We start from the raw sequence: 14,035 nt of genomic DNA, 5'->3' as shown, positions 1-14,035 counted from the left end.
GATTTCTTAAATGCTGCTGCAGGAAAATCAAGAAAACGCGATGGTGCAGCAAGGTTGTCCCCGATGCGGATTGTGACACAATGGTCCAACTATCGGGGCGGCCAACCGGAGCCAGTCAACCGTCTCATTAATAGGGTCATCGAAAATCGGAAGCGCATGACGAATGCGGGAAACTTCACCGTTGGATTGAGAGATGCGCTTTTGATATCGAGCGCCTTAACGCCGAGGAAGTCCTACGCATATCAAGATGCGGCAGGTCGGACGATGATCTCGATTCATCGACCCCAAAAGCCCGATGGTCCTGCTACGAGCGGAGTCGGCACGCGTTCCTCGGATCCGAGTCGCAGCGGGCGTGAAGAATCAGCGGCTTCTGCGCCGATGGCGCGGCTAACGTTGCGGGATCCATTGAGTCAGATTGCAGAACCATTACGCGTAGAAGTAGTTTCGTTAGGCATGCGGACTCCGTCGCCGACTTCACCGAGTGGTGCCGCGAACGCTTCGACTGAAGTATCCAGCGTCGTGCATCCGAAAACGCGAACAATCGGCGAAGATCTTGCCGGACTCGCGAACGCGCCGATTAACGTTGTGACGAATAGCCAGCTTGATCAATTTGCACGGGGCAATGAACGCCATCCGGCAGCGGGACCGGCGACGGATGCGATGCCATCTCAAGGAACGGCGAGACCGAAAATCGTGTTCGGCGGGACGAAAACACGTCCTTTCCAGCGCTTAAAGTTAAGCCGGGAGGCGAAGGTTTTTAGCGCGGGGCGGGACGGCGCGATCACATACCGAACGAATAATGCCCGTATCGCGTCCAACGCGTCAGCCTCGCAGCGGCTCGCACAAAACAGGTCGACGCCAAGCGCCTCTAGCGCCAGGCTGCCGTACGAGACGGAATCCTCGATTGCGGAACCGAAAAATGCCGGCTGGACGACGCAAAGCCAAGCAGTCCAGCAGGATGCTCATGCTGCGGAGCGTTTGCGCCCCGTTAACCCGGTAGCGCTGACCGCACGCACGACTCGTCGTGCAGCTGTCTTGAGCGGTGCGAGCACGCCGGCGGTTAAGGCCATTTCGCCAAGCGATGGGCAGAGAGCCGCTGGACGCCAGCTGATCAATGCGCGTCAGCCATCGGCGGCGCGAATGCCTGCAAGCGTCCGTTCCGCGGGCTTGCCCGCACGCATCGCCCCGGCTGGCGTCACGGCCGTCCAGTTGCGCCGTGCCGCGCCGCGCGCAGCTCCGCCGCCCGATCTTGCGGCGTTTCCGGCCGCCGCGCAATCGGCGGCGCGAGCGCATTCGCCGATTGCGGCAGCATCCGCAGCCTCGGCCAACCCAGACGCCGCTCAGCAGCACCGCGCAGCGTCACGGACGGCCGCGGCGGCGACCGAGACTGCGTTGGCGCCCGCCGCCGCAACCCTGCAGCGCAGCGCACGGCAGGCCAGTGCGCCAAGCGCGCAGCCTCGGCCGGCGCCGGCGGCCGAACTGCGACTTCGCCGGTCGCAGCAAGCCGGCTCCCCGGCGGCGCCGCCCCTAGCCGCGCCGAGCGCCGAGCTGGAGCTGCGCCGGACACCCAAGGCGGCCGCGCCTGCGCAGCCGCAGCCGATGCAGCCTATCGCGCAGGAGCCGCCGCGGCTTAGCACGGAGCAGCTCCAGCAGGCGGTGCGCGAGATGCCGGAGCTCGATCCCGAGCGGTTGGCCGACACCGTATACACGGCGCTCATGCGCCGCATGAAGTTCGAGCAGCGTCTTAGCGGATATTGACGGAGGAATTCACGATGGCCTTATCCAAAGCCAAAATCGTCATCATCAAGAGCAATTCGCAGGAGACGGTCGACGTACTGTTCAATCCGGGCGAATACTTGCTGCAGGCAGGCAACAGCTATTCGTGGCATGCGGTGCCCGGTTTGCAATCGCCGATCGCCCAATTCGTGAGCGGCGAAGCGACGACGCTGACGATGGATCTGTTTTTCGACACCTACGAAAAAGGAACCGATGTCCGCGCGCACACGGCGAAAATCAGCGGGCTGCTGCAGGTCGACAGCGATTTGCACGCGCCGCCTTTGTGCAGGTTCGTGTGGGGCTCGCTTAACTTCAAAGGCGTCGCGGAGAAGGTGTCGCAGCGGTTTACGATGTTTCTCGACTCCGGCATTCCGGTGCGGGCGACCCTTAACGTAACGCTGCGCGCGGTGCTCGGCATGACGGAGCAGTACCAGCAGGTGCCGCGACAATCGGCCGACCGTACCAAGCAAAAGACGCTGAAGCAAGACGAACAGCTGTGGATGCTTGCCGCCGAAGAGTACGAGGATCCGTCCCAGTGGCGGGCGATCGCCGAGGCCAACGGCATAGACAATCCGAGGCGGCTGCCGGCAGGGCGCAAGCTGATTATCCCGAGATTGGAGTGAGGACGGGTGACGGTCAAGTTCGATACGACAACCTACGATCTGACGCAGCTTGAGACCAAGTATCGTTCTTTTTTCGCGCCGGCATTCGAGATTCTCATCGACGGCCAAAATCTCGTGCGGATCGGCGCCGCCGTTCAAGGGCTGCGCGTGACTTCCCGTACGGGCATGTTTTCGGACCACTTCAGCTTTCGCATCGTCAACGCCTTCGATCCGGTCGCCCGTTCGCTTAACTGGCTTGGCTCCCTTGTCGACGTGGGCAAGTCGATTACGATCAAGATGGGGTATACCGATCGGTTCGAGACGGTATTCGAAGGACTTGTGACGGGCGTAGGCGTCGACTATCCGACAGGCGGACTGCCGGTCGTCAGCGTCAAGGGCATGGACAAGTCGATGCTCATGATGCGCAGCAAGCAGTCGAGTCAATGGAAGGACAAGAAGGCGAGCGACGTTGCCCGGCAGATCGCTTCAAAATACGGGCTGACGCCCGACGTCGATGATACGATGACGCCGATCCCGCGCATCGAGCAGCACCGGGTGAGCGATTTTCATTTTTTGCACGCACTTGCGTTCGACAACGAACGGGACTTCATGGTCGTCGGCTCGAAGCTTTATTTCAAAAAGCGCAATTCGTCAGCCGCCGAAGTGCTCACGCTCACGTACGGCAAGAGCTTGCTCAGCTACTCGGCTGAGGTGGACATCTCGAATCAGGTGACGCAGGTTGTCGTGAGAGGCATCGATCCCGACACGCATGAACCGATCGAAGCCAAGTCCAAGGCGGTCGACATCATCGGATCGAACGGTCGTTCAGGCCCGAATATTATGGGCGCGCTCTCGTCCTACTTAATAGAAACAGAATTTATGGAATATACGACGGTCGCGGCCGCGCAGAAGCTGGCGGACTCGATCATGAACGACAAGGCGATGGAGCTGGTCACCGGCTCGGGCACGTGCATCGGACTCCCCGAGATTCGCGCGGGCCGGTTCATCAAGCTGCAAAACGTCGGCCGCCAGTTCAACCAGCCGATGCTGCTGAACAACGTGGTGCATGCCATCGATACGAGCGGATTCATCACCAGCTTCAACGTGGAGGGGAACGCCATATGATGGGGCAAGACTACTCGGGCTCGCGGCCCAACGCGGGCAGCGTGAACGGCGTCATGGTCGCTACCGTAACGAACAACAGCGATCCGGAGAAGCGCAATCGCGTCAAGCTCAAGTTCGCGGTGCGGGAAAACGACAACGAAACCGATTGGGTGCCGATCGCCTCGCTTATGGGCGGCGCCGACAGGGGGACGATGTTCGTGCCGGAGGTCGGGGACGAAGTGCTGGTCGCTTTTGAGATGGGAAGTCTCAAGCTCCCTTACGTCATCGGCAGCCTGTGGACCAAAAACAACCTGCCGCCGGCCAAGCACGACAAAAACGACATCCGCAAAATCCGCTCGCGCGGCGGCCACGAAATGTCTTTTCAGGATACCGACGGCGACGGCAAGATCACGCTCAAGACGGCCAAAGGCTTTAAAGTCGACATTTCCGAAAAGGAAAGCAAAGTCGAGGTGGCGACAAGCGACGGCAATCAGTCGGTCGTGCTGACCGGAGGCGGGACGGGCACGGTCGTCGTCAAATCGGCGGGGGCCAAGATCACGCTCGACAAGAGCGGCAAGATTACGATCGAAGCGCCGAACGCCGTCGAGATCAAAGGCACGCAGCTGAAGATCGAGGCGTCCGCCCAGCTCACTCTGAAGGCGTCTGCCAGCATCGACATGAAGAGCGACGGCATCATCAATATTAAAGGCTCGCTGGTCAAGATCAACTAGCGCGGCCGTCCGGTGCCTGCCGGCGGTCTGCGGCAAGGAGGGATGGACATGTCCGCTTCGTTTCTAGGCAAAGGCTGGCGATTTCCCGTCGGAGTCGACGCGACGACCGGCCGCATGCTGATGTCGGAGGGCGAGGACGATATCGCGGAGGCGATTCGCATCGTGCTCATGACTTCGCGCGGGGAGCGCGTCATGCGTCCCGACTTCGGCAGCGGATTGTCCGGCTACGCATTCTCCGGACTTGACGAGACGACGCTGCGGCTGCTCGAGAGCGATGCGCGGGAGGCGATCGTCGTCTGGGAGCCTCGCGTTAAGGATGTGGAGGTACGGGCCGAGACGGATCCGTCTCAGCCCGGCCGCATCCGGCTGTCCGTGGATTATGTCGTCCGATCGACCAACAACCTTTTTAACCAGGTGTACCCTTTCTATCTGGACGAAGGCACCAAATAACGTGCGAGCGCAGCGGGAGGACTTAAGGGCATGAAGCCAGATGCAACGGAGAGGACGGGCATGCGCCTGCCTCCCCCGATCGACGGCAGCGACGTCGCGGCGTTCGAAGAGCGTTTCAGGACGATGGCGCCTCACTATACGCCGGAATGGCGGTTCTCGCCGGAGGATCCCGACGCAGGCACCGCTTTGTTTTTCCTGGCGGCCGAGATGCTCGAGGAAAACGTCAAACGCTTGAACCGCGCGCCGCTGAACAACTTCATATCCTTCCTCGAGCTGATGGGCGTCAAGCTTCAGCCCGCCCGCGCAGCGCGCGCGACGGCCGTTTTCCGTCTGGCGGAAGGCGCCTACGAACCTGTCTACGTCCCGCAAGGAACGCAGCTTACGGCCGAGGCGCCGGACGGCGGCGAAGACATCTCTTTCGAAACGGAGCACGCGCTGCTCGTGACGCCCGCCGGACTCGTCGAATGGATTAACGTCCATCCGCAGCGAGATATCATCGTGCGCGCTTCCGGCGCTTACGAGGAGGAGGCCGCGTCCGGCGCCGCGCCTGAGATCGCGGTGTTCGGCGCGGAGGGGGAAGATCTTCAGCGTCACGAGCTCTATATCAGGCACGAAGGGTTATTCGAACTGAACCATCCGGCGCGGCTGACACTTTCCTGGTTCAATTCCGCCAAGCGATACGCCGAGCCCGAGCTGGCGCGCGGCATGGCGGACACGGATTGGCTCGAGTGGTCCTGGTACGACGAGGCTGCGCGCGAGTGGCGGCTGTTCGACCGGGTGACGAGCGTGCGCAACGAGGTGACTTTGTGGAAGACGTCCCCGGGGCGCTTCGGCAACACGACTGTCGGAGATGCTGAAGGTCGCTGGATACGTGCGCGGATCAAGCCTGATCCGAGCGGAAGCGCCGTGTCCCCCGCGCTTGCCGGACTGCCCGAGGTCGAACAGCTGTCGCTCCGCGGCGAACACGACTTGGCGGCGGATCCGGGCGGCATATCGCCGGCGCTGCTGTACTCGGGCGATCTGGAGCTGGACGGTGCGGGCTTTTTCCCGTTCGGACAGCAGTTTTTCCAGTATTCATTGTTTCATATGGCTTGTCCCGAAGCGTTCAGCAAGCACGGCAGTCGTCTGACGCTGCGGTTCGACGCGCGCTGGGACCCATGGGAGCTGCGCATGGCGCCCGATCCGGAGGTTCGCTGGCGCATGGTCATGCGCTCGGCCGACTTCGCGCGCAAGCCGCCTCAGCGGCTCTATGTTCGCCGCGTGCTTTGGGAGTATTGGAACGGAGAGAGCTGGATGCGTCTGCCGGGAAGCGGACGCTACGAGGAGCTGTTCGCCAATTTGCCCGAAACGCATACCGGCAGCTTCGCTTTAGAGCTGGACTGCCCGGTCGACTGGGAGCGGACGTTCGTCAACGGCACCTGGGACTGGTGGCTTCGGGTGCGCGTCGCTTCGATGGACACGGTCAACCAGCCGGTCGTCGAGTACATGACGCCGCATCTGTCGCGGATGTCGCTGACGTATGCGTACGCTTCCGACGTCAAGCTCGCGCCTGACAGCGCTTTGACGCTCAACAATGCGGAATGGACGGACAAGACCGCATGGCTGCGCCAAGGCGGAGAGCCGTTCAGGCCGTTCGTGCCCATCGACTGTCCCGCGCCGGCCGTTTATTTGGGCTTCGATCAGGCGCCGCTCAAAGGACCGATCCGGCTGTCGTTTCAGCTCGGCAAGCAGGTGCCGGCGGACGAAGGCGCGCCATGGATCGAATGGGAAGCGCTCGTCCGCGACGGTCTGCGCTTAACCTGGATAGCGCTCAAAGGGATGGATACGACCAATGGCTTCACCGAGTCGGGCGCCTTTCAGTTTGCGGGACCTCCGGGACTGGAGCCGGTACGCCTGTTCGGCGTCGAGCGTGTATGGCTTCGCGCGCTGAACCGGGACGGGAGGTTCGGAGCCAAGGGCGCGCCGGTCCCGACGCTGTCTCGCGTCGACCGCAATGCGGTCTCCGTCGTGCAGCGCCGGACGCTGCGCGACGAATATCCCGAGCAAACGAGCGACGGCTGGCAGCTATCAGCCGCGCCGGTCGTCGCGCAAGAGGTGTGGGTCGAGGAGACGGGATTCGTCAACGAACAGACGCTGGCCGAAATGGATGAGGACCGCTACGAGGCGCATCGAGACAGCGAAGGACGCCAGACGCGCTTATGGATACGCTGGCAAGCGGTAGAGACGCTTGCAGGCTCGCTGCCTCACGATCGTCATTACACGATTGACGAAGCTTCCGGTCGACTGCGTTTTGGAGACGGCAAAGCCGGCATGGGGCTTCCGCTCGCTGGCACGGACAAAGTTCGCGTGACCTATCAGGTTACCGAGGGAGCGCGAGGCAACGTGCCGGCGCGCGCGATCCGGGGGCTGCTGCAGCCGCTCGCCTTCGTCGACAGCGTCGGCAATCCGTCGGCGGCCGTCGGCGGCGGCGATGCGGAGTCGCTCGCTCGTGCGATGGAGCGGGGGCCGCAGCATGCACGTCACCGCGGACGTGCGGTATCCGCCTCCGACATGGAGTGGATCGTGCGGGAAGCGGATCCGTCGATCGCGCAAGTGCGCTGCCTGCCGGGGAGAGATGCCCGCCTGCAGCGCACGCCCGGCAAAGTCGTCGTCGTGGCGCTGCCGCTCGGCGGCCGCGAAGGCGTCGCTTTTTTCCCGGAGGTCAAAAAGAAAATCGAGGCCGCGCTGCGGGAAAAAGCCTCCAACCTGCTGCTGCAAGGCGGCCGGCTCGCGATCATGCCGCCGGCGCTGCTTGAGATATCGGTCAAAGCCGTCGTGCGGACCGGGGCTGCGGACGATATCGTGCCGACCGAAGCCGCCTGTCTCAGGACGCTTGACCGGTACCTCGATACGCGCGGCGGACAGCTTGACGGTCGCGGCTGGCAGATCGGGGAAACGGTGCATTCCTCCGCGCTGTATGGCCTGCTCCAATCGGTACGTACGGTGCTCGAGGTCGAGCTGCTCCATATGAGCGTCGTCGTCATCGAGCACGGCCAGGCGCGAGAGGTGCCGGAAGCCGCGCTCCGCGACATCCCGCACGGCATCGTCGTATCCGGCAGCCATCAGGTGACTGCGCGTCTCGGCTAGGATGAGCTTTAGGGAGCGCTTAAGGCGAGACCCACGCTAGAGAGCATGACAAATTCGTTTAAAAGGAGGCAAGGCGCCAATGCTGCCCAAGCTGCCGCTTGACGATCGCACTTACGAGAGCATTCTGCTGGAAGCACGCCAAGGCATTCAGCGGCGCCTGCCGGAGTGGACCGACGAAAACGCGCACGATCCCGGCATGACAATGCTGGAGCTATTTGCCTGGATCAGCGAGATGCAGCAGTTTTATTTGAGCCGGGTACCCGATCGCAACCGCCGCAAATTTCTCGAGCTGCTCGGCGAATCGCCGCGTCAGGCGACTTCGGCAGCGGCGCTCGCTTCGTTCGACGACATCCGCGAGACGGTGGTGCTTCCGCAAGGGACCAAGCTGCTTGCCGAAGACCAGACTTTCGAGACAGTGTCGTCTACCACGCTCAGACCGCTTGCCGTCGATCGCATCGTCACGCGCACCGAACGCGAAGCCAGCGACCGTACGGCTTCCAATACGCAAGGAGATGTCGCTTTTTATGCGTTCGGCTCAGATGCGCGTGCGGGCAGCAGACTGTATGTGTCGTTCGAACGGGAGCCCCCTGTCGGCGAGCCGATCGAGCTGACGATTTTGCTTGCGGAGGAAGGCAACCACGGCAGTCCGGATGCTCGGCATGCGATGCCATTGGCCGCTCCCCTGGCTGCACTGCCAACGGATGCGGCGGAAGCCTATGCGCCTCCCGTCATCGTGCCTTCCGCGCGCGTCGCCTGGAAGGGCTATGCATACGACGAGCAGACCGGCGCCTCCGGGTGGCTGCCGCTTGAGACGGACAACGACGAGACGCTGCATTTAAGCTTCAGCGGCCGGGTGACGGTCAGGCTGACTGCGCCGCTGCGCCCGGTTCTTGTGCATCCTGCGAACGACCGTCCGCGCTGGTGGATCTGCTGCGTGCTCGAGGAAGAAGGCTACGAGGAGCCGCCCCGCATCGACCGGATCCTGCTCCATACGGCGCTCGTCGCTCAGCGGGATACCTTGAGCGAGACCATCGATTATGACGTGCCCGAAGAAGGCGCGGTCGAGCTTCCCGCAGCTACTTATTTGTCGCGGTACGGCCTGCTGCGCGTACAGGTGCGCGAGCCGGACGGCAGATGGCGGGAGTGGCGGGAGGTACCGGACGCCGGAGAAGCGGGGCCCGACGACTGCGTTTATGCGGTGCATCTGCCGCAAGAAGGCGGAGCGCAAATCGTTTTCGGCGACGGTGAACATGGGATGCGGCCGCCGGGCGGGCCAAGATCCGTTCGCCGCATTCATGCGGACAAGACGTTTGCGGACAAACGCTTCATCGGACGGAGCAACGGCTTGCCGATGCAGCGATTTACCGTCTACGATCTGGCTTGCCGCCGCCGGGAGCGCTTCCTGCTGCAGGTCGGCTTGCCGGGCGCGCCGGCGGGCGAGTGGCTATGGGAGGACTGGTACCCGGTCGAGAACTTCGACCGCTCGGGTCCGCTCGACCGCCACTACACGTTCGATCCCGACACCTGCGAGATCCGCTTCGGCAACGACGAACGCGGCGCAATCCCGCCGGCCTGCGACGAGCCCAATCTGTGCTTGGTCGTCTGCGTGCTCGGCGGCGGCGAACGCGGCAATATCAAGCCAAGCCTGCTCAACGGATGGGTGTCGGAAGAACAGCGGGCGTACGGCGTGACCGTGACGAATGCCGGCTATGGTTATGGCGGCACCGAGAGCGAGAGCGTGAGCGACTGTATCGCTCGTCTGCAGCAGCGGTGGCATGAGCCGTACCGCGCCGTCACGGACGAGGATTACGCTGCGCTCGCGAAGTCGACGCCAGGACTCAGCGTCGCCAGAGTGCATGTGATCGCCGGTTATGCGCCGGGTCGTTCCGACCCCGTGCCTCATGCGGTGACGGTCGTGGCGATGCCGTTCAGCCGTCAGACGACGCCAAAGCCGAGCCGGGGATTTTTGCAGACGGTCGCCCGTCATCTCGACGAACGCCGGCTCATCGGGACGGAGGTTCATGTGATCGCCCCCGAATACGTCAAAGTGACCGTCCATGCCGTCATCGTCGTCGAACCCCAATTCGCGCACGAAACGAAGCGTATCGCCGCCGTTTTAAATGAGCTGCTCAGTCCCTCGGGAAGCCTCAAGTCCGCGGCGGGCTGGCCTTTCGGAAGGCCGGTTTATCGCGGCGACGTGTTCGCGGCGCTTAGCCGGATCGGCGGCGTGGCGTACGTGCAGGAATTATGGCTGGACGGCGAAGGCCGGTATGCCGCCAAAAGCCAGGGCGGCGACGTGCTGCTGCCGCCCAACGGACTCGTCTTTTCCGGCGAGCATCGGATTGAGCTGCTAAGCCGCACCCAGCTGTAAAAGGTCGGCAGAAACCGGAAAGGAGGCGAGCGGATGGAGGACGAAGCGTTATATTTTTCAGTGAATAGTCCCGAGCACTGGAGCCGCCGCGGCGTGACGGAAAATCTGGACATCGGCGACACGGTGCGGTTGCGCAGCGACGCGAGATACGGCGTGCTGGATACGGCCTCATTCGGCGAGCTCGAGGGCGTAGGCACGGTAAGCGCGTTTGCCGTCGGCTTGTTCGGGCGTCTGATTCTGCTCGACGACGCCGGCGATCTGTGGACCTACGACCGGCACAGCCGGCATCATGAGCGGCTGTTCGTAGCAAGGCACGGTTTGTTCTCCGCCGCGGCCATGCTGGCGTCGACCGGCGACACCCTGCTTGTCGCCGATCCGGACGGCGAGCGGATGCTGGCTGCGTACGACGTGAACAGCGGGCAGACGCGATGGAGCCGCACGGGGGAATGGATAGACGGCGTCTATTGCCGGCCGCTCGCCCTTTATGCCGACAGCCGAGGCATCTATGTGTTGACGCTCGCGGAGGAGCCGTCGGAGGCCGAGGCGGCATCGGTGGCGCTATCAGGCAAGGCGCCGCTACGTATTTTGAGGCTGAGCCTGTCCGGCGGATTGATCGCCGCCATCGAGGACGAGCGATTTGCCCTGAAGCTGCCCCCGGACGGCGGCAAGCACGGTCAACCCTTTTTGACCGTATCGCCCTTAGGCGATATGTATGTTTACGACAGCCTCGGCCGTACGCTGTTCGCTTTTTCGGCCGCAGGCGAGCTGCTGACGCGCATGATGCTTCCGCCCCTGTCGTTCGCGGGGCTGGCCGTCGACTCCAGCCGGCAAATTTACGTGGGCGATTCGCGCAGCATGGACTCCGAGGGCGAAGACGACCGATTTATTTTGCAGTTCGAGGAGTCGGGCGAGCTAATCGGCAAGGTCGGCGGGTTTCGCGGCAAAGCGGACGCGATATTGATCGACGGCAGGGACCGGATGTACATTTTGAACGGCGAGCAGCAGACGCTGGCTGTGCTCGATCTGCAGCCACAGACGCTCGCGATGCCGGGCGGAGGTGCGCTCGAAGGCTTTTGGCTCTCTTCGGCGTTCGACAGCGCGGACCGGGAGACGGTGTGGCACAAGTTTACGCTTGCAGCCGACATTCCGGACGGGACGCAGCTTCGCGTGCGTTATTTCGCGGACGACACGGGCGTCAGGACGATCGGCGGCAACATCTGGCGGATCGACGATTGGATCGCGCGAAACGATCTTAGCCCCTTGGACAAGCTTCGGGGCTTGCGCGAATTTTGGTCGGAGGCGGTCGTCAATCCGGGAGACGCTTTGTTTTTCGGGGCGAAGGGAAGGTACTTGTGGATGCTGGTCGAATGGATCGGCAGCGAACGCAGTACTCCTGCACTAAGCCGGTTGCGCGTCTATTTCCCGAGACAGACGCTTCTCTCTTACTTGCCTGCGGTCTATCAGCAAGAGACTGGCGGGCGCGGATTTCTGGAGCGTTATCTGGCGTTGTTCGGCACGCTGTTCGACGAAATGGAGGAACGCATCGACGGCATGGCCAGGCAGTTCGACCGGGAAACGGTCGGTGGCGGGCAGCTGCGATGGCTGGCTTCGTGGCTCGGGCTCGATACCAACGAGTACTGGAGCGACGACGCGATCCGGCGGCTCATTCGCGCCGCGCCCGATATGTACAGATATCGCGGTACGCGCCGCGGTATCGAACAGGCGATTGAGACGCTGACGGGCATGAAGCCGATCATCGTCGAGCCGGCGCAATACAAGGCGCTGCGCGAACGCGGAGATTGGCGGGCGGTCGTCGATCGGCTGTACGGCAACGATCCATTCACCTTCTCTGTGCTGCTGCATCCGGACCAGGCGCGCAGCGACATGGAGAAGGTGCTGCTCAGACAGCTGGTGGACGACATCAAGCCTGCGCATACGGAAGCGAAGCTCGAGTGGCTGCAGCCGTGGATGTATCTGGATCTGCATACGTATCTGGGCGTCAATACGGTGCTGGCCGAGCCTTCGATCTTTACGCTGGGCGACGATCGCTCGATGCCTAACGATACGTTGATCGTGGATGCGAACATGAATCGCCGGCTTGATGCGCATATGCGTCTCGGATTGGATTCGGAGATGGAATGACGACAGCGGAGCCGCCTCGCGGGTCCGATGATGAGGAGGGACTTGAAGGATGAGAAAAGCGAGGATGTACCCGTTCGAGCGCAATCGGTATTTTTACGGCAAGCTGTTGACGGTGCGGGACTTCGAGTCGGAGCAAAAATATTTGAACGACAAGCGCAGGCTGCTCAACCGGCTGCTGTTCGGAAGCGGCGTCGTCGCAGGCATGCAGGTCGTCGCCGTCGACGACAAGACGGTAACTGTGGAGATGGGACTGGCCATCGACTATTCGGGTCGCGAAGTCGTCATTCCTTCGCCGGTCACGCTTAAGCTGTCCATGATCGAAGGCTTCACGAACAACGAGTACAAAAAGAACGTTTATTTGTACGTCGCCTATGACGAAAAAGGCCGCGAGCCCGTTCATTCCGTCGGCAACTCGTCGATCCGGGGCGAGGAGGTCAGCGAGTACAATCGCGTACTGGAGTCTTATCGGCTTTTCGTCAAAGAAGAAGCGCCGGCGCCGACCAGCTTTGAGCAAGTACGCTTACTGGAGGATGTCGCCGTGCTCTATCAGGACGCGCATGTCCGCATTTCCCAGCGCATGCCCAAGTACGTCAATCCCGGCGACGTCGTCGACGTGACGCTGGTCATTGAGAAAACGCTGCAGACGGCCAGAGTGGCGGTCAGCTTCGATTATGAAGCCGACGGCCTTGATCCGGTCGGCGGAGATGGCGCGCATGTCGAATTCATCGAGCCGGGCGACGGACAGGATACCGAGTATCGGCTGACCTACAGCGTCAAGGTAAAGGACCGGCCTGACACGGTCGCCAAACTGGCTTTGCCGCCGCAGTCCGTGACGCTGACGATTGGCGATCAGCGCGTGCCGATCGACCATGCCGCCGTGCATAACGTAGACATTATTTCTCAGCCGGTCATGGAACGAATTTTAAAAACCTGGTATGAACGATCGCTTGATCAGGCGGCCGAAGGCGCGGCAGATCAAGACCTGTGTCTTGCAAAAATCGGATTGCTTCAGCTCGGATCGACCTATATGATCGAGCAGGTGGAACGCGTTCCGTTCGGAGAGTACGTCCCGAACGCCTCGCTGCTGCAGCGCCTGTCGCATACGGACCGCGCGGGTTCGCTTCACCGTTTCTTTGCCGAGTCGGAGGCTTACGATCTCGCGTACGACGCGAAGCCGAAGCTCGACGTCCACTATCATCCGGAGCGGAACACGTTCGACTTCAAACTCGGCATACCGCGTCCGCAGGCGATTCAGGACGAGATCGCGACGGGAACGATCGAGGTTCCGCTCGAGCTTAATGCCAAGACGGGACTTAAGTTTTTCTCGCGCGGCCGGCGCAATTACGTGACGGATGAGATCAAGCATGGACTCGGCACCGGGCAAGTAACGATTCTCGTAGGTCTGACGCCGCAGGAAACGTTAAAGGCTTCCATCTATTACGGCGTTCAGGACGTGTTCAAGGGGACTGAATACGAATCGGACGTGCCGAACGTCGACTTTGGTACGATCGTGTATCCCGAGCACGGCAGCTTCCGCATCGGCATGCGCCTCAACGGCTCGGCCGAGGCGGACAAGCTGAACATTCGCTGGTGGGCGTTCAAGAAGCTGCAGGAAGGCGCGGAGGGGAACGGAGCGGGCGAGACTTCTGCCGAGCGGGCGCTTTATCGAGAGGCGGCGCCCGGCAAGGAATAATAACGTTTACGGTTTCGCAATGGCGAGGCTGTCTTAAGGG

General features: G+C 62.2%; 9 protein-coding genes. All 9 read left to right on the top strand.

Annotated elements, in window-relative coordinates; all coding sequences use genetic code 11:
* Positions 1 to 519 precede the first annotated feature (519 nt).
* Positions 520 to 1,758 carry a hypothetical protein gene (locus ACFSR7_RS22100; protein WP_378165310.1) on the top strand — a complete coding sequence of 413 codons (1,239 nt, stop codon included), beginning with the start codon at positions 520 to 522 and terminating at the stop codon, positions 1,756 to 1,758.
* A gap of 14 nt (positions 1,759 to 1,772) precedes the next feature.
* Positions 1,773 to 2,399: a CIS tube protein gene (locus tag ACFSR7_RS22095; protein ID WP_378165308.1), complete on the top strand. Its 627-nt coding sequence runs from the start codon at positions 1,773 to 1,775 to the stop codon at positions 2,397 to 2,399.
* Between the two features lie 6 nt (positions 2,400 to 2,405).
* Positions 2,406 to 3,503 (top strand): phage late control D family protein, encoded by a 1,098-nt coding sequence (locus ACFSR7_RS22090; protein ID WP_378165307.1) that lies wholly within the window; start codon positions 2,406 to 2,408, stop codon positions 3,501 to 3,503.
* A complete protein-coding gene (locus tag ACFSR7_RS22085) occupies positions 3,500 to 4,213 on the top strand; it encodes a phage baseplate assembly protein V (RefSeq protein ID WP_378165305.1) in 714 nt (237 codons plus the stop codon). Before ACFSR7_RS22090 ends, ACFSR7_RS22085 begins: the two co-directional genes overlap by 4 nt.
* Positions 4,214 to 4,261: 48 nt before the next feature.
* Positions 4,262 to 4,663 carry a GPW/gp25 family protein gene (locus tag ACFSR7_RS22080; protein ID WP_378165303.1) on the top strand — a complete coding sequence of 134 codons (402 nt, stop codon included), beginning with the start codon at positions 4,262 to 4,264 and terminating at the stop codon, positions 4,661 to 4,663.
* Between the two features lie 30 nt (positions 4,664 to 4,693).
* Complete coding sequence (locus tag ACFSR7_RS22075) at positions 4,694 to 7,789, top strand: baseplate J/gp47 family protein (protein WP_378165302.1); 3,096 nt, start codon at positions 4,694 to 4,696, stop codon at positions 7,787 to 7,789.
* A gap of 79 nt (positions 7,790 to 7,868) precedes the next feature.
* Positions 7,869 to 10,160 (top strand): putative baseplate assembly protein, encoded by a 2,292-nt coding sequence (locus ACFSR7_RS22070; protein ID WP_378165301.1) that lies wholly within the window; start codon positions 7,869 to 7,871, stop codon positions 10,158 to 10,160.
* Between the two features lie 33 nt (positions 10,161 to 10,193).
* On the top strand, positions 10,194 to 12,302 hold the full coding sequence (locus ACFSR7_RS22065; protein WP_378165300.1) for a phage tail protein: 2,109 nt from the start codon (positions 10,194 to 10,196) through the stop codon (positions 12,300 to 12,302).
* 49 nt (positions 12,303 to 12,351) lie between these two features.
* Positions 12,352 to 13,995 (top strand): hypothetical protein, encoded by a 1,644-nt coding sequence (locus ACFSR7_RS22060; protein WP_378165298.1) that lies wholly within the window; start codon positions 12,352 to 12,354, stop codon positions 13,993 to 13,995.
* Positions 13,996 to 14,035: the final 40 nt, after the last annotated feature.

It is taken from the genome of Cohnella sp. GCM10020058, assembly GCF_042683485.1.
In the GTDB taxonomy this organism is placed as follows: domain Bacteria; phylum Bacillota; class Bacilli; order Paenibacillales; family Paenibacillaceae; genus Cohnella.
Note: the sequence above shows the minus strand (reverse complement) of the source record. Positions and strands in the feature narration are given on the sequence as shown.

What these genes read in the sequence shown, in the direction of transcription:
- ACFSR7_RS22080 (WP_378165303.1), top strand. Translation starts at nt 4,262, where the DNA reads ATGTCCGCTTCGTTTCTAGGCAAAGGCTGGCGATTTCCCGTCGGAGTC.
- ACFSR7_RS22095 (WP_378165308.1), top strand. Translation starts at nt 1,773, where the DNA reads ATGGCCTTATCCAAAGCCAAAATCGTCATCATCAAGAGCAATTCGCAG.
- ACFSR7_RS22085 (WP_378165305.1), top strand. Translation starts at nt 3,500, where the DNA reads ATGATGGGGCAAGACTACTCGGGCTCGCGGCCCAACGCGGGCAGCGTG.
- ACFSR7_RS22075 (WP_378165302.1), top strand. Translation starts at nt 4,694, where the DNA reads ATGAAGCCAGATGCAACGGAGAGGACGGGCATGCGCCTGCCTCCCCCG.
- ACFSR7_RS22065 (WP_378165300.1), top strand. Translation starts at nt 10,194, where the DNA reads ATGGAGGACGAAGCGTTATATTTTTCAGTGAATAGTCCCGAGCACTGG.
- ACFSR7_RS22060 (WP_378165298.1), top strand. Translation starts at nt 12,352, where the DNA reads ATGAGAAAAGCGAGGATGTACCCGTTCGAGCGCAATCGGTATTTTTAC.
- ACFSR7_RS22070 (WP_378165301.1), top strand. Translation starts at nt 7,869, where the DNA reads ATGCTGCCCAAGCTGCCGCTTGACGATCGCACTTACGAGAGCATTCTG.